27 protein-coding genes are annotated in these 24,527 nt (G+C 69.7%); 11 read left to right on the top strand and 16 right to left on the bottom strand.

Annotated elements, in window-relative coordinates:
* Positions 1–242 precede the first annotated feature (242 nt).
* A complete protein-coding gene (locus tag T8T98_RS02570; RefSeq protein WP_251104160.1) occupies positions 243–827 on the top strand; it encodes a GNAT family N-acetyltransferase in 585 nt (194 codons plus the stop codon).
* Positions 828–857: 30 nt separating this feature from the next.
* Here the strand turns inward: T8T98_RS02570 and T8T98_RS02565 are convergent, their stop codons facing one another.
* The 3 genes from T8T98_RS02565 to hemF all read right to left on the bottom strand — a co-directional run bounded on the left by T8T98_RS02565 (position 858) and on the right by hemF (position 4,838).
* The gene (locus T8T98_RS02565; RefSeq protein ID WP_251104161.1) at positions 858–2,777 is read right to left on the bottom strand and encodes a M1 family metallopeptidase; all 1,920 of its coding nucleotides are present in this window, start codon (positions 2,775–2,777) and stop codon (positions 858–860) included.
* Between the two features lie 83 nt (positions 2,778–2,860).
* Positions 2,861–3,886, bottom strand: a complete 1,026-nt coding sequence (locus T8T98_RS02560) for a hypothetical protein (RefSeq protein ID WP_251104162.1) — start codon at positions 3,884–3,886, stop codon at positions 2,861–2,863.
* A gap of 73 nt (positions 3,887–3,959) precedes the next feature.
* A complete protein-coding gene (gene hemF, locus T8T98_RS02555) occupies positions 3,960–4,838 on the bottom strand; it encodes an oxygen-dependent coproporphyrinogen oxidase (protein WP_251104163.1) in 879 nt (292 codons plus the stop codon).
* A gap of 46 nt (positions 4,839–4,884) precedes the next feature.
* Here hemF and pdeM point away from each other — a divergent pair, with 46 nt between their 5' ends.
* Positions 4,885–5,580, top strand: a complete 696-nt coding sequence (pdeM, locus tag T8T98_RS02550) for a ligase-associated DNA damage response endonuclease PdeM (protein ID WP_251104164.1) — start codon at positions 4,885–4,887, stop codon at positions 5,578–5,580.
* A gap of 152 nt (positions 5,581–5,732) precedes the next feature.
* On the top strand, positions 5,733–6,212 hold the full coding sequence (infC, locus tag T8T98_RS02545) for a translation initiation factor IF-3 (protein ID WP_202388900.1): 480 nt from the start codon (positions 5,733–5,735) through the stop codon (positions 6,210–6,212).
* 51 nt (positions 6,213–6,263) lie between these two features.
* Here the strand turns inward: infC and T8T98_RS02540 are convergent, their stop codons facing one another.
* Positions 6,264–6,935, bottom strand: coding sequence for a hypothetical protein (locus T8T98_RS02540; RefSeq protein WP_251104165.1), 672 nt, complete (start codon positions 6,933–6,935; stop codon positions 6,264–6,266).
* A 228-nt stretch (positions 6,936–7,163) separates the two neighbouring features.
* Here T8T98_RS02540 and T8T98_RS02535 point away from each other — a divergent pair, with 228 nt between their 5' ends.
* The 3 genes from T8T98_RS02535 (at position 7,164) to T8T98_RS02525 (ending at position 10,966) form a co-directional block, all read left to right on the top strand.
* Positions 7,164–8,582 (top strand): SLC13 family permease, encoded by a 1,419-nt coding sequence (locus T8T98_RS02535; RefSeq protein ID WP_251104166.1) that lies wholly within the window; start codon positions 7,164–7,166, stop codon positions 8,580–8,582.
* A 165-nt stretch (positions 8,583–8,747) separates the two neighbouring features.
* Positions 8,748–10,067 (top strand): cystathionine gamma-synthase family protein, encoded by a 1,320-nt coding sequence (locus T8T98_RS02530; RefSeq protein WP_251104167.1) that lies wholly within the window; start codon positions 8,748–8,750, stop codon positions 10,065–10,067.
* Positions 10,067–10,966 carry an ATP-grasp domain-containing protein gene (locus tag T8T98_RS02525; RefSeq protein WP_251104168.1) on the top strand — a complete coding sequence of 300 codons (900 nt, stop codon included), beginning with the start codon at positions 10,067–10,069 and terminating at the stop codon, positions 10,964–10,966. The genes T8T98_RS02530 and T8T98_RS02525 overlap by 1 nt, the downstream gene beginning before the upstream one ends.
* Before the next feature lie 43 nt (positions 10,967–11,009).
* On the opposite strand, the gene T8T98_RS02520 is transcribed toward T8T98_RS02525, so the two are convergent.
* Positions 11,010–11,543 (bottom strand): J domain-containing protein, encoded by a 534-nt coding sequence (locus tag T8T98_RS02520; RefSeq protein ID WP_251104169.1) that lies wholly within the window; start codon positions 11,541–11,543, stop codon positions 11,010–11,012.
* Between the two features lie 200 nt (positions 11,544–11,743).
* On the opposite strand from T8T98_RS02520, the gene T8T98_RS02515 reads away from it, so the two are divergent.
* Complete coding sequence (locus T8T98_RS02515) at positions 11,744–11,920, top strand: hypothetical protein (RefSeq protein WP_251104170.1); 177 nt, start codon at positions 11,744–11,746, stop codon at positions 11,918–11,920.
* Between the two features lie 63 nt (positions 11,921–11,983).
* Here T8T98_RS02515 and pal read toward each other — a convergent pair whose 3' ends face one another.
* From pal to T8T98_RS02470, 9 genes are all read right to left on the bottom strand, one after another.
* The gene (pal, locus tag T8T98_RS02510) at positions 11,984–12,496 is read right to left on the bottom strand and encodes a peptidoglycan-associated lipoprotein Pal (protein ID WP_160732053.1); all 513 of its coding nucleotides are present in this window, start codon (positions 12,494–12,496) and stop codon (positions 11,984–11,986) included.
* Positions 12,497–12,569: 73 nt separating this feature from the next.
* Complete coding sequence (tolB, locus tag T8T98_RS02505; protein WP_322295796.1) at positions 12,570–13,991, bottom strand: Tol-Pal system beta propeller repeat protein TolB; 1,422 nt, start codon at positions 13,989–13,991, stop codon at positions 12,570–12,572.
* On the bottom strand, positions 13,988–14,806 hold the full coding sequence (locus T8T98_RS02500) for a TonB C-terminal domain-containing protein (protein ID WP_160732051.1): 819 nt from the start codon (positions 14,804–14,806) through the stop codon (positions 13,988–13,990). Before T8T98_RS02500 ends, tolB begins: the two co-directional genes overlap by 4 nt.
* Before the next feature lie 10 nt (positions 14,807–14,816).
* On the bottom strand, positions 14,817–15,260 hold the full coding sequence (locus T8T98_RS02495) for an ExbD/TolR family protein (protein WP_251104172.1): 444 nt from the start codon (positions 15,258–15,260) through the stop codon (positions 14,817–14,819).
* Entirely contained in the window at positions 15,260–15,955 is a 696-nt protein-coding gene (gene tolQ, locus T8T98_RS02490; RefSeq protein ID WP_160732049.1) for a protein TolQ, read from the bottom strand. Before tolQ ends, T8T98_RS02495 begins: the two co-directional genes overlap by 1 nt.
* On the bottom strand, positions 15,952–16,413 hold the full coding sequence (locus T8T98_RS02485) for a YbgC/FadM family acyl-CoA thioesterase (RefSeq protein WP_251104173.1): 462 nt from the start codon (positions 16,411–16,413) through the stop codon (positions 15,952–15,954). The genes tolQ and T8T98_RS02485 overlap by 4 nt, the downstream gene beginning before the upstream one ends.
* A 59-nt stretch (positions 16,414–16,472) precedes the next feature.
* Positions 16,473–16,850 (bottom strand): histidine triad nucleotide-binding protein, encoded by a 378-nt coding sequence (locus T8T98_RS02480; protein ID WP_160732047.1) that lies wholly within the window; start codon positions 16,848–16,850, stop codon positions 16,473–16,475.
* Positions 16,850–17,164: a phosphoribosyl-ATP diphosphatase gene (locus tag T8T98_RS02475; RefSeq protein ID WP_160732046.1), complete on the bottom strand. Its 315-nt coding sequence runs from the start codon at positions 17,162–17,164 to the stop codon at positions 16,850–16,852. The genes T8T98_RS02480 and T8T98_RS02475 overlap by 1 nt, the downstream gene beginning before the upstream one ends.
* Positions 17,165–17,284: 120 nt before the next feature.
* Positions 17,285–17,815 carry a DUF892 family protein gene (locus T8T98_RS02470; RefSeq protein ID WP_251104174.1) on the bottom strand — a complete coding sequence of 177 codons (531 nt, stop codon included), beginning with the start codon at positions 17,813–17,815 and terminating at the stop codon, positions 17,285–17,287.
* A 219-nt stretch (positions 17,816–18,034) separates the two neighbouring features.
* Between T8T98_RS02470 and T8T98_RS02465 the strand changes: the two genes are divergently transcribed.
* The 4 genes from T8T98_RS02465 to T8T98_RS02450 all read left to right on the top strand — a co-directional run bounded on the left by T8T98_RS02465 (position 18,035) and on the right by T8T98_RS02450 (position 22,839).
* Positions 18,035–18,685 carry an SRPBCC family protein gene (locus T8T98_RS02465; protein WP_251104175.1) on the top strand — a complete coding sequence of 217 codons (651 nt, stop codon included), beginning with the start codon at positions 18,035–18,037 and terminating at the stop codon, positions 18,683–18,685.
* Positions 18,682–19,863 (top strand): zinc-dependent alcohol dehydrogenase, encoded by a 1,182-nt coding sequence (locus T8T98_RS02460; protein ID WP_251104176.1) that lies wholly within the window; start codon positions 18,682–18,684, stop codon positions 19,861–19,863. The genes T8T98_RS02465 and T8T98_RS02460 overlap by 4 nt, the downstream gene beginning before the upstream one ends.
* A gap of 2 nt (positions 19,864–19,865) precedes the next feature.
* The gene (locus tag T8T98_RS02455; RefSeq protein ID WP_251104177.1) at positions 19,866–20,666 is read left to right on the top strand and encodes an SDR family NAD(P)-dependent oxidoreductase; all 801 of its coding nucleotides are present in this window, start codon (positions 19,866–19,868) and stop codon (positions 20,664–20,666) included.
* 79 nt (positions 20,667–20,745) lie between these two features.
* A complete protein-coding gene (locus T8T98_RS02450; RefSeq protein WP_251104178.1) occupies positions 20,746–22,839 on the top strand; it encodes a catalase in 2,094 nt (697 codons plus the stop codon).
* On the opposite strand, the gene T8T98_RS02445 is transcribed toward T8T98_RS02450, so the two are convergent.
* A complete protein-coding gene (locus tag T8T98_RS02445) occupies positions 22,826–23,734 on the bottom strand; it encodes a sugar kinase (RefSeq protein ID WP_251104179.1) in 909 nt (302 codons plus the stop codon). The genes T8T98_RS02450 and T8T98_RS02445 overlap by 14 nt on opposite strands.
* 25 nt (positions 23,735–23,759) lie before the next feature.
* On the bottom strand, positions 23,760–24,515 hold the full coding sequence (locus T8T98_RS02440) for an SDR family NAD(P)-dependent oxidoreductase (RefSeq protein ID WP_251104180.1): 756 nt from the start codon (positions 24,513–24,515) through the stop codon (positions 23,760–23,762).
* Positions 24,516–24,527 lie beyond the last annotated feature (12 nt).

The raw sequence follows: 24,527 nt of genomic DNA, 5'->3' as shown, positions 1-24,527 counted from the left end.
CCGGCCGCGCCGCCGTGACGGGAAGGCAAAGGCCGGCCCGCCCGGCGGAATAGAGGCCTGCGCGCCGTCGACAAGACGCCGGGCCCCGATCCTCGTTCGCCCGGCGCTGAGGTCCACCGGGCGACGGGCTAGATAACCGATATGGTTTGAAATGTCAAGATTGACGTGCCACATACGCTCGCGCGGGCCGGGCGAAGCGCCGCGCGCTTGCCGGGCCGCGGCGGCCGCGGCACAAGCGCGGCATGAGCATGGCGCACGACGACAGGATGGACGACGGCAGCGGGGGAGGCAGCGGCGACCGGCCCGTCCTGGCCCCGATGGGCGGCGCGGACGTGGCCGAGGCGCTGGCGATCCAGGCGCGGATCTACCCGCCCGCGCTGGTCGAGAGCGAGGCGGTCTTTCGCGACCGGATCGCGCTGCCGGGCGGGTTCTGCCTCGCCGCGCGGATCGCGGGCCGGCTGGCCGGCTACCTCCTCGCCTATCGCTGGCGCGCGGGTTCGCCGCCGCCGATCGGCGCGCTGGCGGGCGGCGCGCCGGCGGATGGCGGGGCCCTGCGCGAAGTGCTGTTCATCCACGATCTCGCGGTGGACCCGGCCGGCCGCGGGCTGCGCCTCGGCACCCGGATGGTCGAACGCGCGCTTGCCGCCGCGGCGGACGCGGGCCTGCGCGAGGCGCAGCTGGTCGCGGTCGAGGGGGCGCACCGCTACTGGCAGCGGATGGGCTTTACCCAGCCGGAGCCGACCGGCGCGCTGCGCGCCAAACTGGCGAGCTACGGCCCGCAGGCCCGGTGGATGACGCGCCCGATCTCCCCCGGCGGCGGCCGCTGAGCGCGGCCCGCGCGCCCGGCGGGGCGGCGATCACTCCTCCCAGCCGAGCACCCGGTCCACGCTGCCGCGCGTCACGGCGTGGTAGCCGGGGCGGGTTTCGGCGTAGATGCGCCGGGCGATCGCCTGGCCCCAGTCGCCTTCGCCCATCAGAGTGACGAACAGCGGGCGGACGAACTTGGCCCGGCCGACTTCGGCGAGGAAGCTTTCCGCCTGCGGCACGGCGGGCGCGTAGCGATTGGCGAGCGCGAGATCGAGCCACAGGAACAGTTCCTCGTTGTTGCCGGTCGCGGCGAGGCCGAGCTGCCGGTCGAGCGCGGCGAGCTGCTGCGCCGTGCGTTCGCGTGGCACCTGGCGCAGGAACCGCTGGCGCTCGGCCGAAGTCCAGCCGCGCCAGGTCGCGGCCGCGGGGATCGTCGCTTGCCCCGCATAGGCAGCCGACGCGGCATCGACCGCGGCGAAGGCCGCCGGGTCGGGCTTCGCCACGTTCGCGGGCAGGCCGGGTTCGAAGATCCATTCGCGCAGCATCAGCCGCTCCGCCTCCGCCGCATTGCGCGCGAGGTTGGTGCGCATGTCCTCGTAGATCATGTTCGAGGTCGCCGGCTGGAAGGCGTGGTTGTCGAACCACTGGCGCAGCCAGGCGTCGAAGCGTTCGCGCCCCACCTCGCGCTCCAGCGTGCGCAGGAAGGCCGCGCCCTTGTTGTAGACGATCGCGCTGCCCGCGCTGTCGGTCCCTTCCGGGTGGTGCAGCGCGGTGCCGGGCGCGTCGCGCCCGACCTCCTCCAGCGTATCGAGGATCGCCATGTAATCGAGCGCGACCTCCTGCCGGGCGCGCTTCTCGCCGTAGATCGCCTCGACGATCCGGTTCTCGAAATACGACGTGACGCCTTCGTTCAGCCAGCCGTCGCCCCAGACGGCATTGGTCACCAGGTTGCCCGACCACGAATGGGCCAGCTCGTGCGCGACCAGCCCGGTCAGGCTGCGGTCGCCGGCGATGAAGGTCGGGGTCAGGAACGTCATGACCGGATTTTCCATCCCGCCATAGGGGAAGGCCGGGGGCAGGACGATCATGTCGTAGCGGCCCCAGCGGTAAGGGCCGTAAAGCTCCTCCGCCGCTTCCACCATGTCCTCGGTATCGGCGACCTCGTGGTGCGCGCGGTCGAGCACCTCGGGCTCCGCCCAGACGCCGGTGCGCGGGCCGATCGCGCGGAAATCGATGTCGCCCGCGGCGATCGCGATCAGGTAGGGCGGGACCGGCTTGTCCATCACGAAGGTGAAGGCGCGGCGCCCGTTACCGAGCGCCTCGGGCTCGCCCTGCGCGACGCCCGACATGACCACGTCGAGCGGTTCGGGCGCGGTGATCCGCGCGCGCCAGGTCTGGCGGATGCCGGGGCTGTCCTGGGTCGGGATCCAGCTGCGGTTGAGGATCGCCTGCCCCTGGCTGAACAGGAACGGATGCTCGCCCCCCGCGGTCTGTTCGGGCGCGAGCCACTGCAGCGCGTTCGCCTGCGGATTGGCGGCGTAGTGGATCACGACCTGCCGCGCCTGCCCCTCGTCGGTGCGAAGCGAGACGGTGACCGGCTCCCCTTTCCCCTCGACCCGGTCGCCGACCTCGAAGGCCAGCGCCCGGCCCTGCCCGTCGGTGACCCGGTCGATCACCAGGCCATTGCTGTCGAGCACGATTTCCCCGGCATCCGCGCGCGCGAGCACGTCCAGCGTGGCGGTGCCGGCGACGCGCTTGCGCTCGAAATCGAGTGCCAGGTCGAGATCGACGTGCGTGACCCGCGCGACCTGCGGCCGGGCGAACGTGGCGCTGTCCACCGCGTCGGGCGTGGTCAGGATCGGCGCCACCAGCCGCTCAGCCTGCGCGGCGGCGGGGGCCTGCGCCTCCAGCGTCGGGGTGCAGGCGGCGGTGGACACGGTGGCAAGCAGCAGGGGCAGCGCGAAACGCATGGGGGAAACTCCGGCCTGGGGGGATGGAAACGATGGCGGCGGGGTTAGTCCATTTCCATCGGCCACGGCAAGCCGCCCGGCGCTCAGCCGGTTCGCGCGCGCAAGGCCGCGAGGAAGGGGGAAGGTTCGTCCAGCCGCAGGCCGATCGTGGTCACGCGACGCGGCGGGCCAAACATCGTTTCGCGCGCAAGGGGCCGCGCGAGGTGCAGGACCGCGTTCGGGGTGGAGAGGATCGACAGGTCGAGAACGCCCTTCCCTTCCGGCTTGCAGCCCGTCCAGCCGCCCTCGACGCGAGCGATCGCCTCGTAAGGCACGAAGATCTCGACCACGAAGCCCGACCGCACGAGAACGCCGGAACCGAGCAGCAGGACCGGCCGCAGCCGCAGGCTCTTGAGGAAGGCCACGACAAACAGCAGCCCCCAGGCCCCGAGCGCGAACAGGATCCAGGCGGCCAGGGTGTTGAGCTGCATCACGACGAAATGGACGACCGCGATCTCCAGCACCTGGAGAACGGCCAGGGCCGCGATCACCGGGACGGCATAGCCGTGGCAGGCGAAACCCTGGGCGTTGTCGGGGCAGTGCGGCGCGCGGTTCCAGGCGAACAGCGCGATCCCCAGCATCTCGGCCTCGCGCCGCACCACCCGGAGCAGCCCGGGCGGAAGGATCGCCCCGGCGGCGGCGCCCAGGCGCTGCGCCGCAGTGCCCGCCGCCGCGCGGTAGGCGGAAAGCGCAAGGGCCGCCTTCCAGCCGCAGAACGCCAGCACCGTCAGCGCCATCGCCGCGCGCAGGGCCGCGACATCGAGCAGGGCGCTGCGAACCGGCCCGGCCGATACGAGCGGCACGATCACGCAGGCCAGGGCCGCCGCGGTCAGGACGAAACCCGCCCCGGGCCGGCAGCGGGGCGCGCGAAGGATCAGCGTGAAGCCGATCGCCTCGCAGCAGAGCCACAGGAACAGCGCGGCGTAAGGCAGGGGGTTGGCCGCCGCCCACTCGCCATGGCTGAAGACTCGCCCGGCGAGGACGACCGCGAAGGGCAGGAGGAGGATCGCAGCGCGCGCGGGCACCCGGGGGATGCCGCGGGAAAGGTCCGGCGCGATCGATCCGCTCATGCCCCGATCATAGGCCCGGGGCCGGGCGGGCACAATCGCGGATCGCGCGGCGCCGGATCGCCCCGCCGCGGGCTCAGCGCCAGACGGCCTGCGGCGGCAGGCTCATCAGGATCGCGTCGATATTGCCGCCGGTCTTGAGGCCGAACAGCGTGCCGCGGTCGTAGACGAGGTTGAATTCGGCATAGCGGCCGCGCCATTCGAGCTGGGCCTGGCGGTCCGCCTCGGTAAAAGGCTCGTCCATGCGCCGGCGCACGATCCGCGGGAACACGTGGAGGAAGGCGCTGCCGACATCGCGGGTGAAGGCGAAATGGCGTTCCCAGGCCGCGGCCTCGCCGCCCTCCTCGCCGTCCTGCGCCGAACATTCGAGGTGGTCGTAGAAAATCCCGCCGACCCCGCGATGCACCCCGCGGTGGGGGATGAAGAAGTAATCGTCGGCCCACTTGCTGAACTGTTCGTAATAGGTCGGGTTGTGCGCGGCGCAGGCGGCGCGCAGCGCGGCGTGGAATTCCTCCGTGTCTTCCGCCCGCGGAAGCGGGGGGTTCAGGTCCGCCCCGCCGCCGAACCAGGCCTTGGCCGTGGTCAGGAACCGGGTGTTCATGTGCACGGCCGGGACATGCGGGTTGGCCATGTGCGCGACCAGGCTGATCCCGGTCGCGGTGAAGGCGGGGTTTTCCTCCGCCCCGTGGATCGTGCGCGCGAACTCGGGCGCGAAAGTGCCGTGGACGGTGGAGACGTTCACGCCGACTTTCTCGAACACCTTGCCTTTCATCACCCCGCGCACGCCGCCGCCGGGGTTGTCGTTCCCCTCCTCCTGCCGCTGCCAGGGAACGTATTCGAACGCGGCCTGCGACCCGGCCTCGCGCTCGATCGCCTCGAACTCGGCGCAGATGCGATTCCGCAGGTCCTCGAACCAGTCCTTCGCGCGGGCGGTGTGGGGCGTCCAGTCGGTCATCGCCCCGACCCTTGCCAAGCGCGGCGGCGTGGGGCAAGAGCGGACCATGGTTCCCCTTTCGTTCGCAGGCGAGGAATTTGCCCTCACGCGCGCCAACGCGCTCTACTGGCCGCGCGAGCGGGCGCTGCTGGTGGCCGACCTGCACCTTGAAAAGGCGAGCTTCTACGCCCGGCACGGGCAGATGCTGCCGCCTTACGACAGCCGCGAGACGCTGGAACGCGTCGCGCTGGCGATCCGCGAGACCGGTGCCCGGCGCGTCTATACCCTGGGCGACAATTTCCACGACAGCCAGGGCAGCACCCGGCTGGAAGATCACGCGGCGGGAATGCTCGCCGCGCTGACCCGCGCGACCGACTGGGTCTGGATCACCGGCAACCACGACCCGGCGATGGAAGCGCGCAGCGGCGGCACGATCGCGCAGGAGCTGGAAATCGCCGGGATCGTCCTGCGCCACCAGGCCCGCGCGGGCGAGACGCGGGCCGAGCTGTCGGGCCACTATCACCCGCGCCTGCAGGTCACCGTGCGCGAACGGCACATCCGCCGCCCCTGCGCGGTCCTGTCCGAAGGGGGCGAAGGCGGCGGCGGGCGGATGATCCTGCCCGCATTCGGCGCGCTGACCGGGGGCATGAACGCGGCCGATCCGGCGATCCGCGCGGCGATGCAGCCGGCCCGGCGGATCGACGCCGTCCTGCCGCTGCGCGGGCGGCTGGCGCGCTTCCCGCTGTGGCGCCAGGCGGCCTAGCCGCGCCTCGCGCCAAGGCCCCTAGCGAATCCCGGCGTTTCGGCTTACATGGGGCGCTTCGACAACGGCAAACACCAGGAGACTGCCCCATAGCCCGTCCACCCCGGCGCTCATTCCAACCGCCCGTGAAGAGCGGCCCGCGCTTTGACAAGATGATCCAGTCCGACAAGGTTCGCGTGATCGATCACGAGGGCGAAAACCTCGGCGTGATGTACACCCGCGAAGCGATCGAGCAGGCCGCCGACGTCGGCCTGAACCTTGTCGAGGTTTCGCCCAACGCCGACCCGCCGGTGTGCAAGTTCCTCGACGTGGGCAAGTACCGGTACGAGGCGCAGAAGAAGGCGAATGCCGCGCGCAAGACGCAAAAGACGCAGGATATCAAAGAGATAAAGATGCGTCCCAACATCGATGACCACGATTACGATGTGAAGATGCGCAACGTGAACAAGTTCATCGAGAACGGCGACAAGGTGAAGGTCACCCTGCGTTTCCGCGGGCGCGAGATGGCGCACCAGCAGCTCGGCATGAACCTGCTCCGCCGCGTCCAGGAAGACGTGGAGGAAATCGCCAAGGTCGAGGCTTTCCCCCGCCTCGAAGGGCGCCAGATGCTGATGGTGCTGGCACCGAAATAGGCGCGCCGCCGCCGCTCCCGGCCGGGCCGGGGCGGCGCGGGAGGATGCCTTCTATTCGATCCGGAAATCGAGAATCGTGAAGCGCGCGGGCGCGGTCGCATAGACGCCGTGCCCGCGGCCGCCGCGCGAACCGAAGACGAAGCCGACCCGCGCCGCGTTGTCGAGCGCATCGGCAAAGGCCCCGGGCGCGGTGTGGCTCGTGGCCCCGAGCACGGCGACCCAGTTCGCATCGAGCGGCACGCGCACTTCGTGCGTGCCCGGCGTCACCGGCCCCATCATCCCCTCCGGCGCATACCAGCGATAGGTGGCATAGCGGCCGCGCGCCTTCCAGTTGTCGCCACGGCGCTGGAAATAGAGCGACAGCGTCGCCTTGCGTTCCGGATGCTCCTGCGGGTGGAAGCGCACGCCGCGCTCCCCATCGATCCGGTAACGCAGGACGATTTCCCGCGCCCCGGTCAGCGGGCCGGTCGGCCGCGTGACGTAATGGACATGGCCGGCGCGCGCATCGGGCCAGGGAAAGTCGAAATAGGCCGTGTCCCCCGCCTGCACCGCGCGCGCGGGCATTCCCGGCGACCGGCTGCGCCCCTTGTAGAAGGGGCCGATTTCCCAGCCTTCCGCCCGCTGGCGCACCAGTTCGGCGAACTGGGCCCCGGCGGGGGTGGGAACGAGCGCGGCCAGCGGCAGGATGGCGAGCGTTGCGGCAATGGCAATCGTGCGGATCATGCCGCCGGGCATAGCAGGCGGGGGTTTAGCATTGCCTGAACGCGCACCTGCCATTCCCCGACCGCCTGCCCTCCTGCCCCGCCTGCTCGGGCAAGGTCGCCCCTTGCCGGAACGCGACGACCGGTCGCGGTGCCAGATTGCGGTTGCGCCCGCGCCGCGCGCCCTGCACTCTGCCGGCAACGGGATGGCGCCCCGGCAAGGGGCCACGAGGAACGGGAGCTGGGGGTTTTGAGCGCAGGGCGTATCGGGCTGGCCGTGGGTGCCGCGGCCCTGGCGGGGAGCGTGTTCGCGCCCCTGCCCGGCGGAATGCCGCGCGAGGCGATGATCGTCGCCGGGCTGGTCGTGCTGATGGCGGCCTGGTGGATGACCGAGGCGATCCCGCTGACCGCGACCGCGCTGATGCCCTTCGTCGTCCTGCCGCTGGCCGGGATCATGACCGCAAAGGAAGCGGCCAGCGCCTATTACGAGCCGATCCTGTTCCTCCTGCTGGGCGGGGCCTTCATCGCGCTGGCGATCGAACGCACCGGCCTGCACCGGCGGCTGAGCCTCGCGATCCTGAAAAGCGTGGGCGGCAGCGGCCGCGGCGGCGCGGGGCGCCTGCTGCTGGCCTTCATGGTCAGCGCCGCCCTGCTCTCGATGCTGATATCGAACACCTCGACCGCGCTGATCATGATGCCGATGGCGCTGGCCGTGCTCGCCGGCGGGGGCCTTCCGGGCGAAGACCGCGAGGGGCTGGCCGGCGCGCTGCCGATGGGGATCGCCTTCGCCGCCAGCATCGGCGGACTGGGCACGATCGTCGGATCGCCGACCAACGGGATCGCGGTCGCGCTGGTCGACACGATGACGGGGACGCGGATCACCTTCGCGCAATGGATGCTCTACGGCGTGCCGGTCGTCCTGCTGGGCGTGCCGCTGGCCGCGTGGATCGTCGGCCGGGTGCAGAAAGTCGCCGATCACCCGTTCGACATCGCCGCCGCGCGCGCCGCGATCGACGACCGCGCGCTCTGGACCGCGGCGGAAAGGCGGCTGGTCCCGGTCATCGCGATCACTTTCCTCGCCTGGCTGACGCAGCTGCTGGTCGCGCCGCTGCTGCCGCCGGGATCGTGGACCGACGGGACCATCGCGATCATCGCCGCGCTGGCGCTGTTCGTCCTGCCCGACGGGACCGGGCGGCCGATGCTGCTGTGGAAGGAAGCCGACCGCGCGCCCTGGGGCGTCATCATGATGTTCGGCGGCGGGCTGGCGCTGGCCGCCGGGATGCAGGCATCGGGCCTGGCCGACTGGCTGGGCCAGGCGCTGCTGCCGCTGGAGGCGCTGCCGCTGGTGGCGATCGCGCTGGCCATCGTCGCGCTGGTCGTGCTGGTGACCGAGTTCGCCAGCAATGTCGCGACCGCGAGCGCGATCGTCCCGGTCGTCGCCAGCCTCGTGGTCGCGCTGGGGGCCGATCCGGTCCTGCTGGCCATGCCCGCCGCGCTGGCGGCCAGTTGGGGCTTCATGCTGCCCGCGGGCACCGGCCCCAACGCGATCGCCTGGTCCACCGGGCACATCCGCATCACCCGCATGGTCGGCGCCGGCGTGCTGCTGGATATTGCCGGGATCTTCCTGATCGTCGCCTGCGTATGGGGAATGGCCGCGATCGTCGGCTGAGCGCCTGCCCATGCGAGTTGAAACCGCGCAGGCGCGGCGGTATTCGCGGCGATGTTATCGGCACCGGGCGGAGATGCGTTCCTGCGGAGGTTAGGAACGGGCGCCGCGCGGTCGCCATTTCGGCTCCTGCCTTCCTGGGAGCGTGACGCAAGGAAGGACATTCCCATGCCCGACGCAATCGATTCGACCGACAAGCCCACCCCGCGCCGCAACCCGAAGCCGGAACCGACGCGGATCGACGGCCGCCAGCTGAAGCCCAGCACCCTGATGATGGGCCACGGTTACGACCCGGCCCTGTCCGAAGGTTCGCTGAAGCCGCCGATCTTCCTCACCAGCACGTTCGCCTTCGAAAGCGCGGCCGCGGGCAAGCGCCATTTCGAAGGGATCACCGGCCTGCGCCCGGGCGGGGCGGAAGGCCTCGTCTATTCGCGCTTCAACGGCCCCAACCAGGAAATCCTGGAAGACCGGCTGGCGATCTGGGACGGGGCGGAAGACGCGCTGTCGTTCTCCAGCGGGATGACCGCGATCTGCATCCTCATGCTTGCCTATGTCTCGGCCGGCGACGTGATCGTCCATTCGGGCCCGCTCTACGCCGCGAGCGAGGGCTTCGTGGCGAAAGTCCTGTCGCGCTTCGGCGTCACCTACGTCGATTTCCCCGCCGGTGCCACGCGCGAGGAACTGGACGACGTGCTCGCCCGCGCGAAGGCCCAGGCCGATGAACAGGGCGGCAAGGTAGCGATGATCTACCTCGAGAGCCCGGGCAACCCGACCAATGCCCTGGTCGATATCGAGGCGGTGCGCGACGCGCGCGATGCCGCGCTGGACGGCGACGTGACGCCGATCGCGATCGACAACACGTTCCTCGGCCCGCTGTGGCAGCGCCCGCTCGACAACGGGGCGGACATCGTCGCCTATTCGCTGACCAAGTACGTCGGCGGCCATTCGGATCTCGTCGCCGGCAGCGTGGCCGGGGCGAAGCGCTGGATGGACCCGGTCCGGGCCCTGCGAAACACGATGGGCGGGATCGCCGATCCCAACACCGCGTGGATGCTGCTGCGCTCGCTCGAAACGGTCGAACTGCGGATGCAGCGCGCGGGCGAGAACGCGGCGAAAGTCTGCGAATTCCTCGCCGGGCATCCGAAAGTCGTCGGGCTCGGTTATCTCGGCATGATCAAGGACGCGCGGCAGAAGGACATCTACCAGCGGCACTGCTTCGGCGCGGGATCGACCTTCTCGCTGTTCATCGAGGGGGGCGAGGCCGAATGCTTCCGCTTCCTCGACGCGCTGAAAGTCGCCAAGCTCGCGGTCAGCCTGGGCGGGACCGAAACGCTCGCCAGCCACCCGGCCTCGATGACGCACCTCTCGGTGCCCGAAGGACGCCGGGCGGAACTGGGCATTTCGGACAACCTCGTGCGGATCTCGATCGGGATCGAGGATGCGGACGACCTGATCCGCGACTTCGACCAGGCGCTGGAAGCCGTCTGATGGTCCAGGTCGGTTTTCTCGCCTGCGCCGATACCCTGCCCGGCGACGGGCCGCGGCGCGGCGACGCATTCGAGCACGATCTCGAGGTCGCGGCGCTGCGCCCGGCCCTCGCCGCGCGAGGGATGGAACTGGTGGAGATCGACTGGCGCGCGCCGGTCGAACGCTTCGCCGGGATCGATGCGGTCCTGCTGGGCACGGCCTGGGACTACCAGGACCGCGCCGACGCGTTCCTCGCCCGGCTGGAAGACCTCGAGGCGCGTGGGCTGGCGGTCCACAACCCGCCGGCGGCCGTGCGCTGGAACCTCGACAAGCGTTACCTGCGCGAACTCGAGGCGGCCGGCGCCATGACCGTGCCGACGCTCTGGCACGACGATGCCGGCCGGGCCGAAGTGGCCGCGGCGATGGACGCGCTCCAAACCGACCGGGTGGTGGTGAAGCGGCGGATCGGCGCCGGCGGGCTGGGCCAGCACAGCTTTACCCGCGACACCCTGCCCGAAGATGGGTGGACGATGGGCCGCGCGGCGATGATCCAGCCGTTCCTGCCCGCGATCCTGGAGGAAGGCGAGTTCACCTTCGTCTTCGTCGGCGGACAGTTCTCCCACGCGGTCAACAAGCGCGCGGCCGCGGGCGAATACCGGATCCAGTCGCTCTATGGCGGGACGGAGACGCCCTATGCCCCGGGGGCCGACGATCTCGCGCACGCGGCGGCGGTGGTCGCCGCCCTGCCCTTCGACGACCTGCTCTACGCCCGGATCGACATGGTGCGCCTGCCCTCGGGCGAACTGGCGGTGATGGAGGCGGAGCTGATCGAGCCCTACCTCTATCCCGAGCAGGGGCCCGAGCTGGGCGAGCGAATGGCCGCCGCGCTGGCGGCGCGGATGGAGCGGCCTGCCGCCTGACCGCAGGCCCGCGCAAGCGCGCGGCGCGCGGCCGGACGGCGGCCTAGCCCTTCCACTCGCGGCGTTCTTCCGCCTTGCGCAGCACCTCGTAGGCGACCTGGAGCGCCTGGAACCGGCGCGCGGCCTCGGCATCGCCGGGCTTGACGTCGGGGTGCACTTCCTTGGCGCGGTTGCGGTAGGCCTTCTTGATCGCGGCGAAATCGGCGTCGGCCTCCAGGCCCAGCAGGTCGAGCGCGCGCATTTCGTCGGCCGAGCGCGAACCGTCGCCGCTGCCGCTCCAGCCATAGTGCTGCGCCTCGGCATAGCCGGCGTTCTCCGCCCGCTCCGCCTTGGCGCGCGCTTCCTTCTCGGCCTTGTCCAGCCCTTCGAAATAGTCCCACTTGGAATTGTATTCGGCAGCGTGGCGCTGGCAGAAATACCACCGGTCGGGGCTGTTGGGCGCCTTGGGCGCAGGGCAGTCGCCCGGCTCCTCGCACCCGTGGCGGTCGCACAGGCGCACGGTCGTCGCCTCGCGCGCGGAGCCATATCCGCGCCAGCGGGGAAACCCCCAGTCGAGGGATCGGCGGGCGCGGCTCATGCCGGGCCCCGGAAAGACGTTCGTCGAATGGTCATCGCTGCCAGTCTAGGCATGGTTGCACCGGGTGGGAAGCGCGGGGGACACGGGGGACGCGGCATTTTTTGCTGCAATGCAACAAACCGTTCATCTGCGCCCGGCTAGGGCGCGGGCCGAGCCGGCGATCCGGCCGCCGCCGACACGATCGAGGAGCCTTGCGAACGATGAGCCGCCAGTTGACCTTTTCCGCCGTGGTGAGCGTGCTGGTCATGGCCCTGTTCGCGATGGCCAGCACCCCCGGCCCGCTTGCCGCCCCGCACCGGGACGCCGGGCCAGACGCGGCCGGTTTCGCGACCGGTTTCGCGACCGCGGGCGCGATCCAGCCGGCCATCGCGCAGTAAGCCGATCCGGCCGCGCCGCGATGCACCGGTATGCCGATGCCGCGGGCGCGACCGAGCCGGGCCTCAGTTGACGACGACGCTGACCGCGCGGCGGTTCTGCGCCCAGGCCGCCTCGTTCGAACCGAGCGCGACCGGGCGTTCCTTGCCGTAGGAAACCGTGCGGATGCGGCTGGCCGCCACCCCCAGGCTGACGAGGTAGTTCTTGGCCGCGTTGGCGCGCCGTTCGCCCAGCGCGAGGTTGTACTCGCGCGTGCCGCGTTCGTCGGCGTGCCCTTCGATCGTGATCGAGATGTTCGGGTGCTGCGCCAGGTATTGCGCCTGGGTCTGCAGCGCGGCCATGTCGGCGCTGTCGATGTTGTAACGGTCCGTGTCGAAATAGATCACGTTCTGGCCGTTCACCGCGTTTTCGAAATGGGCCTGCGTGCCCAGGACCGGGCCGGCCGGCTGGGTCGGGCCGGTCGGCGCGCTGGTCGTCGGCGCCGGTTCGGGCGGCAGCGATTCGGGCGGTTCCTTCTTGCAGGCGGCCAGTGCCGCGGTGCCGGCGAGAAGGGCGACGGTTGCAAAGCGTAGTTTCATCGGCGTTTCCTCATGCCAAGATTGGGTTGCGACCCCAACGACCCGTCAAAGGGTGACACAGCAAAGAATGCACTCAGGGAAGAATCGGTCCCCAGGCCGGGTCCGACGCGTCCACCGGCGTCGGCAGTCTCCTTTCGTTGCGGCCGGTGAGATCCACCTGCCAGAGCGACGTCCGCCCCGAACCGCGCTCGGTGCGGAAGAACTGGATGATGCGGCCGTTCGGGCTCCAGGTCGGCGCCTCGTCCTGCCAGCCGTTCGTCAGCGTCCGCAGGTTGCGGCCTTCCGGGCTCATCACCGCGATGTTGAAATCGCCGGCGATGCGGGTGAAGGCGATCTGGTCGCCGCGCGGGCTCCATTCCGGCGTCGCCGCGCGCCCGCCGAAGAACGTCAGCCGCCGCTGGTTCGAACCGTCGGCGTTCATCACGTAGACCTGCTGCGATCCCGAACGGTCGCTTTCGAACACGATCCTGCTGCCGTCGGGCGAATAGGACCCGCCGATGTCGATCCCCGGCGCATTGGTCAGCCGCACGCTGGGCCCGCCTTCGGCCGAAACGCGGTAGATGTCGGTATTGCCGCCGACCGCCATCGAATAGAGGATCCAGCGCCCGTCGGGGCTCCAGCGCGGGGCGAAAGTCGGGTTGCTGTTCTCGGTCACCAGCGTCTGCCGGCCCGAGCCGATGTCGTAGACGTAGATCCGCGGGTTGCCATCGACGTAGGAGAGATAGAGCAGCCTGCGATAATCGGGCGAATAGCGCGGTGTCAGCGCGGTCGAACGGCCGGTGGTGATGAAGCGGTGGTTCGCCCCGTCCGAATCCATGATCGCGAGGCGCTTGACCCGGTTATGCTTGGGGCCCGTCTCGGCGATATAGGCGATCCGGCTGTCGAAGAACGGGTCTTCGCCCGAAAGGCGCGAATAGACGAGATCGGCGCACTTGTGCGCCGCGCGCCGCCAGTCCGCCGGCGGGACGACCCAGCCTTCGCGCACCAGCTCGCTCTTCAACGCCATGTCGTAGAGATAGCAGCCGACCACCAGCTTGCCGTCGCCGCGCGCGCGGACATAGCCGTGGACGAGCATTTCCGCCCCCCGGCTGGACCAGGTCGGCCAGTTGGGCGCGGTGATCTGGGTGAAGGTCGGCTGGGGCAATGCATCGGGCCCGACCGGGCGGAACAGCCCGTTGTTCTTCAGGTCGTTATAGACCACCCGCGCCAGTTCCCTGCCCAGCGCGGCCGTGCCCGAGGCATTGGCCGGCGTCGGCGCGTCGCGATCGGTCGCGAAAATCGGGATGGCAATGCCGAGATCCTGCCACTCGCTTTCGTCGGTGACGGTGAAGGTCAGGCCGCCTTCCTCCGCCTCGGCATGTTCGATCGTCTCCACTTGCCCGCCGGTGGGCACGGGCGTTCCGAGATCGCTGGCCGAGGGGGTCGGCGGGGCATCCTGCGCCGCCGCGGGCGCGGCGGCAAGGGCGAGCGTGAAAAGGGCAAGGATCGGTTTCATCGCGAAAGGTTCCTGTCGAATCTGGCGCCGTCGATGGATTTCCAGGCGTTGTAGTATTCGGGCGGCAAGTCGAACGGCGCCGCGAGCTGGACCGCGCGGATCGCGCGTTCGGCGTGGAGCGCCTTCTGCGGCCGGTTGGCCGCCGTTTCGCCCGACTGGCTTACTACGCGCGGGGTGCCCGCAAGGCTCCCGTCCTCGTTGAGGCGGAAGGAAAGAACCGTGACCAGCCGGTCCGCGTCCACCCCCTGCGGCGCCGACCAGTGCGGCTTGATCTGGCGGGTGATGGCCTGGATCAGCGACGCCTTGGCGCTGGCGCCGATCCGGCTGGCGGGAATGCGGGTTTCCTCGGTCGTCGTGCTCGATCCTGCGCCGCCCAGGAAATCGCTGCCGATCCGGCTGCCGCCGCTGCGCTGCGGCTCGCTGCGTTCGGGCGGGCTTTCGCGCCGGGGCTGTTCGCGGGGGGGCCGCTCACGGGACGGCCGCTCGCGCGCGGGTGGAGCCTCGGCCCGCGGCTGGGGGCGTTCGGGCGGGGTCGGGCGCTCCAGTTCCGCCGGGCGCGGGATTTCGAGCGGCGGCGCGGGCACCGGCAGCTCGCTCAGCCTCGGCGCGATCGCCGCGCGGCTTTCCGCCACCGGGTCGGGCGCGACCGACACCGGGCCGACGTCTTCGGCCAGGCTCACGACCATGCGTTCGGGGATCGGCGGCGGGTCCGATGCGCGCGGCTGGACCAGCAGCACGGCGACCAGCGCGGCGTGCAGCACGACGGCAAGGCCGAGGCCGATCTTCTCGTCGCGGGTCAGGGCGAAGCTTGCCATTTCGGACCAGCTATGGGGCCGAAACTGAACCGTGGGTGACCAGCGCGATGCGGTTGCAGCCGGCCCGGTTCAGTTCCCCCATAACCGCCATGACGCGCCCGTAATCGAGCGCGCGATCGGCGCGCAGGGTCATCTGCCGTCCCGCCCCGACGCCGCAGCCCAGGTTGGCCAGCCGGTCGGGCAGCTCGCCCGGGGCGAGCGGGCTGTCGTCGAGGTAGATCGTGCCGTCGCCGGTGATCGAGACGGTCACTTCCTGCCGGTCCTGCGGCAGGGCATTGGCCCGGCTGTCGGGCAGGTCCACCGGCACGCCGGCGGTCAGCATCGGGGCGGTGACCATGAAGATGATCAGCAGCACCAGCATGACGTCGACCAGCGGGGTGACGTTGATTTCCGCCATCGGCGCGCGGCGGCTGCCCCGCGCGCGCCGCCCCGGGCGAACGAGCCCCATCGCCATTACATCCGCTCCAGTTCGCGGCTCAGGCTGGCGTGGAAGCGGTCGGCGAACCGCTGCAGGTGCGCCTCGAACGCGTTCACCGCGTGGCTGAAGCGGTTATAGGCGATGACCGCCGGGATCGCCGCGAAGAGGCCGATCGCGGTGGCGAAAAGCGCCTCCGAAATGCCGGGGGCGACGACCGCGAGCGAGCTCGATTCCTGCGCCCCGATCTGGAAGAAGCTGTTCATGATACCCCAGACCGTGCCGAACAGGCCGACGAAGGGCGCGACCGACCCGACCGTGGCGAGGAAGTTCAGCCGGCGGGCGAGATCGTCCGCCTCTTCGGCCACCTGGCCTTCCATCGCCAGCGCGACCCGGCCGCGAAGGCCCTCTCGGTCCTTGACCCCGCCCTTGGTCGAGCGGCGCCATTCGGCCATCCCGGCCCCGGCGATCCGCGCGATCGGCACGTTGCGCTTGGCATGTTGCTGCATGAACCCGTCGAAATCGTCGGTGCGCCAGAAATCGGCCTCGAACGCGTCAGCCCGGCGGCGCACGCCGGCCATGCGCATGGAGAAGGAGACGATGATCATCCAGGTCCAGATGGAGGCGGCGAGCAGCCCGACCATGACGAGCTGGACCACGATGTCGGCATCGAGGAACAGTTGCACCGGGTCGAGCCGGTTCGGCGCTGCCGCCGCGAGTTGCGATAGGATCATTGCGGTTCTTCTTCGCTGGAGAGGAGGGACTTGAAAGCTTCCTGCCACGCGCGCGGCTGGCGCCGGGGCCGGCCGTCGGGGGCGACGAAGCCGACCCTCAGGTCGGCCTCGGCCAGCAGCTCGTCGCCGCGCAGCGCGCGCTGGTGCATGCGACAGCTCGCGGCGCGCAGCTGGGTGCATTGGGTCTCGATCACGATGTCGTCGTCCAGCCGGGCCGGGCGCAGGTATCGGATCGAGAGGTCGGCCACCGCATAGGCGCCTTCGCCCGATTCGACCGCGGCGCGCTGGTCGATGTCCAGCCGGCGCAGCAGGTCGGACCGCGCGCGTTCGAACCAGCGCAGGTAATTGGCGTGATAGGCGACCTGCGACAGGTCGGTATCCTCGTAATAGACGCGCACGGCGTAGAGGTGCCGGGTGCCGTCGATCAGGCCGTCGGGCGGGGTGGGACGCAGCGTCATCGTGGCGCGCGCCTTAGCGGATCGCGGACTCGCCAAGCAAACGAAACTGTCAGCCGTGGCTATTTCGCGATCATCCGCCCCAGCGGCTCGCCGCCGAAGACATGGACGTGAAGGTGGGGCACTTCCTGCCCGCCGTGCCGGCCGAGGTTGGCGAGCAGGCGATAGCCGGGCTCCACCAGCCCCTTGTCCCGCGCGACCTTGCCCACCGCGCGCACGAAACCGGCGATCTCGGCATCGCTCGCGCGCTGGCTGAAATCGTCCCAGCTGACGTACTTGCCCTTGGGGATCACCAGCGTGTGGACCGCCGCCTGGGGGGCGATGTCCTCGAAGGCATAGGCCCATTCGTCCTCGTAGACCCTGGTCGAGGGGATTTCCCCGCGCAGGATCTTCGCGAAGATATTGTCGTCGTCGTAAGGCTGGGTCGCGTCGATCGGCATCATTCGCTCCTGGAAGCTTTTTCGTCGAGGCCCGAGACCCCCTCGCGCCGGTCGAGTTCGGCCAGGACGTCGGCCAGGGCGATATCGCGCGCGGAGAGCAGGACCAGGAGGTGGAACAGGACGTCGGCCGCCTCGCCCACCAGTTCCTCGCGCGAGCCGGAAAGGGCCGCGACGGCCGCTTCGACGCCTTCCTCCCCCACCTTGCGCGCGATCACCGGCAGGCCGCGATCGTGCAGGCGGGCGACGTAGCTGGCATCGGGATCGGCGTTGCGCCGCCGGGCGATCGTGCGTTCGAGACGGGCCAGTGCATCCATGCGGCCATGCCATGCGGATGGCGCGCCGCGCGGTCAATCCCGCGCGGGCGATCGGGGGCCGGTTTGCACCGGGCTGCAAGCTTGAAAAGCGGCCTTGACCGGGCCAGCGTCCGGGCGAGCCTAGCCCGCGGCCCCTACCCGGCGTCGGCGGCCCCTCGCCCCGCCCCGGCCGCCGCGCGCGGCCTGGGCCGCGAGGCGATCGAGCAGGTCGGCCAGTTCGCGATCGTGGACCTCGGCCTCCGCCCGCGAGAGCTTGAGCGCGGCGCCGCTGGTCGAATCCTCCAGCGCCCGCGCGGTGGCATGGGCGGTGTCGATCGAAGCAAGCTTGGCCTGGAGCGCCTTGCGAACGGCGCCCACGATCGCGAGGTCGAGCAGCGGCCCGGGGGCGATCGTCCGCGTGTCGCGCTCCGCATCGTCGAGAATGCCCGCCATCCACAGGTTGTCCGGCCCGGAATGCTTGCCGCCGGTCATGAACAGGCGATCGGCGCACATCCCCGCGACCGATGCCAGTTCGCTGAGCACGAGTTGCAGGCCCGCGTCCTCGGCATGTTCGGCGACGCCGGGAAGACGCCGGTAAAGTTGCCGCGCACCGGCGGCGATGTCCCACATGCAAAGCTGCAGGAACTGGTCGAGATCTTCGGGCGAAGACATGCAACAAGGAATGGAAACGGGCACCGAACGTTCCCGTTTTTTCATGGCCGCCGAACATATATTGCACGCCGCCGGCGCGCCGCGGCTGGCCTGTTGCAGGGTTTTTCGATCCCGTCCTGTCCCGGCCACGCTTCGTCGCATCGGGCAGCGGCCGCCGGCCCAGGCCCGGAACGGATCGTGCCGCTCTCGCCTCTCTTGGTCAGACAGGAGACGATCGACATGACTGACAGCAAGCGACAGATCGCCGGGGCGGCGGCCGGCCTCGGCCTCGCGGTCGGCGGGCTCGTCCTCGGCCTGCGCGCCCACCGGCGCCGCCAGGGCAGCGACCGCGCCCCGGGCTATACCGCCCGCCACGTCCACGGCCCGCTGGACATTGCAGGCCGGTCGGTGACCATCCGCCGGCCCCGCAACGAACTCTACGCCTTCTGGCGTTCCTTCCCCAACCTCGTGGACGTGATGGAAAACGTCGAGCGGATCGTCGTGAAGGAAGACGACGCGAAGCGTTCGGTCTGGACGATCAAGGCCCCGGGCGGGACCACGGTCGATGTCGAGACCGAGGTGGTCGAGGACACGCAGGACGAACGGATCGCCTGGCGATCGGTCGAAGGCTCCGACATCGAGACGCAGGGCGAGGTTTCCTTTGCCGACGCCCCCGGCGACCGCGGCACCCGCGTCACCCTGGTCGTCGCCTACGACCCGCCGGGCGGAAAGGCGGGCAAGGCGATCGCCAAGCTCTTCATGCGCGAACCGCAAGTGCAGGCGCGCCACGATCTCAAGCGGTTCAAGATGCTGATGGAAACGGGCGAGATCGCCACGTCCGCATCGCGCAAGGAAAACACCCGCGCAGCCGAGAAGGAGAAGGCGGCATGAAGGCACTGACCTGGCATGGAACCAAGGACGTGCGCGTCGAAAGCGTGCGCGATCCGGAAATCGTCAACCCGCGCGACGCGATCGTCGAAGTGACCGCGACCGCGATCTGCGGTTCGGACCTCCACCTCTACGACGGGGTCATTCCCGGCATGAAGGCGGGCGACGTTCTCGGCCACGAGTTCATGGGCGTGGTGGTCGATACCGGCAGCAAGTCCACGCTGAAGAAGGGGCAGCGCGTCGTCGTGCCCTTCACCATCAGTTGCGGCGGGTGCTTCCACTGCGCGGTGCAGCAGTATTCGGCCTGCGAGAATTCCAACCCGGCGGAAAAGCAGGACATGTCGGCCACGCTCTACGGCCACCCGATGAGCGGGCTGTTCGGCTATTCGCACCTGACGGGCGGCTATTCGGGCGGGCAGGCGGAATATGTCCGCGTGCCCTTTTCCGACGTCGGCCCGATCGCGGTGCCCGATCACCTGGAGGACGAGAAGGTCCTGTTCCTTTCCGACATCCTGCCCACCGGCTGGATGGCGGCGGAGAACGCGCAGATCCAGCCGGACGACACGGTCGCGGTCTGGGGCTGCGGCCCCGTCGGCCTGTTCGCGATCCAGTCCGCCATCGTCATGGGCGCGGCGAAAGTCATCGCGATCGACCACTACCCGCACCGGCTGGAGCTGGCGCGCGAGCTGGGGGCGGAAACGATCGACTTCCGTTCCACCGACGTGCGCGAGGCGCTGCTGGAAATGTCGGGCGGGATCGGCGTCGACGCGGTGATCGACGCGGTCGGGATGGAGGCGCACGGCTTCGCCGTCGACAACATGCTCGACATTGCCAAGCAGACCGTCGGCATCGGCGCGGACCGCGCGCGCGTGATCAAGCAGGCGCTCCTCGCCGTGCGCCCCGGCGGGCGCGTCTCGATCCCCGGCGTCTATGGCGGGATGACGGACAAGTTCCCGCTCGGCGCGCTGATGGAAAAGGGGCTGCAGGTCCGCTCGGGCCAGACCCACGTGCAGAAATACACCGGCGAGCTGCTCGACAAGATCGAGGACGGCACGCTCGATACGACTTTTCTCATCAGCCACCGGCTGCCGCTGGAGCAGGCGGCCGACGGCTACAGGAACTTCAAGGAACAACAGGACACCTGGACCAAGGTCGTGCTGAAGCCCGGGATGGAGCACTGACGATGGCGGACAGGATCGAACGGCTGGCCGGCTTCGTCCTCGTCACCGGCGCTTCCAGCGGGATCGGGCTGGAACTGGCGCGGCTCGCCGCGCGCGACGGGTGCAGCCTGCTGCTCGCGGCGGACCGGCCGCTCGACGAGGCGGAAGCCGCCGCGCGCGACGCGGGGGCGCCCTCGGTCGAAACGGTGCAGGCCGACCTCGCCACGCGCGAGGGCCTGCAACAGCTGATGGCCGCGATCGGGGATCGCGAGATGGACGTGCTGATCGCCAATGCCGGGCACGGGCTGGGCCGGGCCTTCGTCGAACAGGACTGGGCCGACATTGCCCACGTGATCCACACCAATGTCACGGGAACGACCTGGCTGCTGCACGCGATCGGGCGGAAGATGGTGGCCCGCAACGCCGGCCGGATCCTCGTGACCGGGTCGATCGCCGGGCACATCCCCGGCGCCTACCAGCTCGTCTACAACAGCACGAAAAGCTACATCGACTATTTCTGCTTCGGCCTTCGCAACGAGCTGAAGCACACCGACGTCGCGGTCACCTGCCTGATGCCGGGGCCGACCGACACGCGCTTCTTCGCCCGCGCGGGGATGGAGAACACCGACGTCGGGCAGGACGACGACAAGGCCGACCCGGCCAAGGTCGCGCAGGACGGATACGAGGCGCTGCTGGGCGGCGACGCGCACACGGTCAGCGGATTCATGAACAAGGTGCAGGATACATTCGCGGGGATCATCCCCGATACCGTGCTGGCGCAGATGCACCGCCGGATGGCGGAGCCACAGGGCCCGGACCGATGACCGCTGCCCCCTGACCGATCCGGCCATTTTTCCCGCCACCAGCGGGTCGCCCCCCCAAAGCCCACGAGCGGAGAGCAAGATGAGCGACGATTTCAAGCTGTCGAAAGGCGGCGCCAACCACCAGGAGCCGCGCGGCGACGACGACGTGATGACCACCGCGCAGGGCGCGCCGGTGGCCGACGACCAGAACTGGCTGACCGCCGGCGCGCGCGGGCCGCAACTGGTCGAGGACCAGGTCGCGCGCGAGAAGATCTTCCATTTCGACCACGAGCGTATTCCCGAGCGCGTGGTCCACGCCCGCGGATACGGGGTTCACGGCCATTTCGAGCTGAAGAAGGCGATCCCCGAGTATTCGCGCGCGGCGATCTTCAACGAGGTCGGGGTCAAGACGCCCACCTTTACGCGCTTCTCCACCGTCGCGGGGAACAAGGGTTCGCCCGACCTGGCGCGCGACGTGCGCGGCTTCGCGACCAAGTTCTATACCAAAGAAGGCAACTGGGACCTGGTCGGCAACAATATCCCGGTCTTCTTCATCCAGGACGCGATCAAGTTCCCCGACCTGATCCACGCCGCCAAGCCTGCGCCCGACCGCGGGTTCCCCCAGGCACAGACCGCGCACGACAATTTCTGGGACTTCATCTCGCTCTCCCCCGAATCGATGAACATGGTCATGTGGATCATGTCCGACCGGACGATCCCGCGCTCCTTCCGCTTCATGGAAGGTTTCGGCGTGCACACGTTCCGCCTCGTCAACGAAAAGGGCGACGCGCATTTCGTCAAGTTCCACTGGAAGCCGCGGCTGGGGCTGCAATCGGTGATCTGGAACGAGGCGCTGAAGGTCAACGGGATGGACCCGGACTTCCATCGCCGCGACATGTGGGACGCGATCGAGGCGGGCGATTTCCCGCAATGGGACCTGGGCATCCAGGTGTTCGACGAGGAATTCGCCGAGCAGTTCGAATTCGACGTGCTCGACGCGACCAAGATCATTCCCGAGGAGCAGGTCCCGGTCGAGATCATCGGCACGCTGACGCTCGATGCCAATGTCGACAACTTCTTCGCCGAGACCGAACAGGTCGCCTTCTGCACGCAGAACATCGTGCCCGGCATCGATTTCACCGAGGACCCGCTGCTGCAAGGACGCAACTTCTCCTACCTCGACACGCAGCTGAAGCGGCTCGGCAGCCCGAACTTCACCCATATCCCGATCAACGCGCCCAAATGCCCGGTGCGCCATTTCCAGCAGGACGGGCACATGGCGATGACCAATCCCAAGGGTCGTGCCAATTACGAGCCGAACAGCTGGGGCGATACCGACAAGCCGAACGAGGGCCGCGGCCCGCGCGCCTGCCCGGAGCGCGGCTTCACGTCCTACCCCGCGGACGTGGGCGGGCCGAAGGTCCGCGTGCGGAGCGAGACCTTCGCCGATCACTACAGCCAGGCGCGCCAGTTCTACGTCTCGCAGACTCCGGTCGAGCAGACGCACATGGCCAATGCGCTGACCTTCGAACTGTCGAAGGTGGAACGCATGGATATCCGCAAGCGCATGATCGGCCACCTGCGCCATATCGACGAGGGGCTGGCGCAGGAGGTGGCCGACGGCATCGGCCTGGACCAGTTGCCCGAGAAAGTGCCGGCCGCGCGCGAACCGATCACCGACCTGCCCGAGAGCCCCGCGCTGTCGATCGTCAGGAACGGCCCCGACAGCTTCAAGGGACGCAAGCTGGGCATCTACATCGCCGAAGGCGCCGATGCCGATGTCGTCGCGGCCTTGAAGCAGGCGGCGCAGGATGCTGGCGGCATGGTGGAAATCGTCGCCCCGCACGTCGCCGGGGCCAGGCTGTCCGACGGCAGCATGATGGAAGCCGACGAGAAGATCGATGGCGGCCCCTCGGTCGCCTATGACGCGGTGGCCGTGGTGATGAGCGAGGAATCGGCCCGCCGCTACAACACCGACAAGCCGAGCGTCGATTTCGTCAACGATGCCTTCGCCCACGCCAAGTTCGTCGCCTATGTCCCGTCCGTCCAGCCGCTGTTCGAAACGGCCGGGGTGTGGAACTGGATGGACGACGGTTTCGTCGATGTCTCATCGGGCGAGAAGGCAGCGAAGGCCTTCATCGAGAAGTGCGGCCAGCTGCGGTTCTGGGACCGCGAGAGCGTCAAGCAGGATTGAGCGCGCGGCGGCGGCCGACTTCGATCGCGCCGAGATGGCCGAGCGTTTCGGCCGCCAGCGCCTGGCCGGCCGCGATCGCGCGGTCGCGGTCGGCGCCGATCAGCCGGGCGTGGAGGTAGCCGGCATTGAAGGCGTCGCCCGCGCCGCTCGAATCCACCACGCGCACCGGCGCAACCGGGAAAGCCTGCGCGCAGTCCGGCCCGGAATGGAAACAGCCGCGCTCCCCCGCCTTGACGATCACCTCGTCGCAGCCCGCGGCGTGCCAGCGCGCGGCGATCGCCGGCTCGTCCGCCGCGTCGGCGAACAGCTCCCGCTCGTCGACGTTGGTCGGCAGGCCGATGGTCGCCGCCCCCGCCGCCGCCAGCGAGGCCGCCTGCGCCTGGCCGGCATCGGGCCAGAGGCGCGGGCGGTAATTGCTGTCGTATGCGACCGCCCGCCCCGCCGCCTTGCGCGCGCGTGCCAGGCCGAGCAGCGCCTCGCGCCCGGCATCGCCGATCACCGCGAGCGAGATCAGGCTGAAATAGACGAGGTCGCAGTCCTGCGCCGCCGCCAACGTGCGCTCCATGCCGGGTAGCGCGAACATCTCGCGCGCGGCGCTGGCGTCGCGCCAGTAGAGGAAGCTGCGCTCCCCCGCCGCGTCGAGATGGATTGCGTAGATGCCGGGCGAACGGTCGGGATGGCGGTGGACGTGGGTGACGTCGATCCCCTCCTCTGCCCAGGCCCGGACGAGCGCGTCGCTGACCGGGTCGGTCCCGACCGCAGTGACATAGGCCACGTCGAGGCCGCGCCGGGCCAGGTGGATCGCGGTGTTCAGCGTATCCCCGCCATACCGCAGCCCGGTGCCCCCGTGGCTGTGGTATTCCAGCATGGCCTCGCCGACGATGAACGTCTTCATCCCGTCCGTTCCCCAGCCTTCCCGCTCAGGAGAAGAACGTGCCGCCGTTGATGTCGATGTTCGCGCCGGTGACGAAGGCCGCCTCGTCGCTGGCGAGCCAGGCGACGGTGGTGGCGACTTCTTCCGAGTTGCCCTGGCGGCGCAGCGGGGTGGCCGCGGCGACGTTGGCGCGCACTTCGTCCTTGGTGAAGGTGTCGTGGAACGTCGTCGCGATCATGCCCGGGCACAGCGCGTTGACGCGAATGCCCTTCGGCCCCAGTTCCTTCGCCATGGCGCGGGTGAAGGTCATCACCGCGCCTTTCGAGGTGGCATAGGCGCAGGCGCCGGGCCCGCCGCCGTCGCGCCCGGCCTGGGAGGCGAAGTTCACGATCGCCCCGCCTTCGCCCATGTGCGGCACCGCCGCCTTGGTAACGAGGAAGGCCGACGTCGCGTTCAATTGCATGACGTGGTTGAAGAAATCCTCGTCCATCGCGTCGAGCGGGCGACGTTCGACCATCCCGCCGGCGACGTTGACGACGATGTCGATCGCCCCGCCGAAGGCTTCGCGCGTCTGCGCGACCATGGCATCGACCTCGGCCGCCACGGTCACGTCGGCGCGCACTTTCATGGCTTCGCCGCCGGCCTGGCGGATCGTCTCGACCACCGCGTCTGCCGCCGCCTCGTCGGAGCGGTAGTTGACCGCCACCCGCGCGCCGCACTTGCCCAGCTCGATGGCCACCGCCTGGCCGATGTCGCGGCTCGCGCCGGTCACGATGGCCACCTTGTTCGTCAGATCCGTCATGTTTCGATTAGC

It is taken from the genome of Pelagerythrobacter marinus, assembly GCF_034375205.1.
GTDB lineage: Bacteria > Pseudomonadota > Alphaproteobacteria > Sphingomonadales > Sphingomonadaceae > Pelagerythrobacter > Pelagerythrobacter marinus.
The sequence above is the reverse complement of the archived record's forward strand: the minus strand, read 5'-3'. Positions and strand labels throughout refer to the sequence as shown.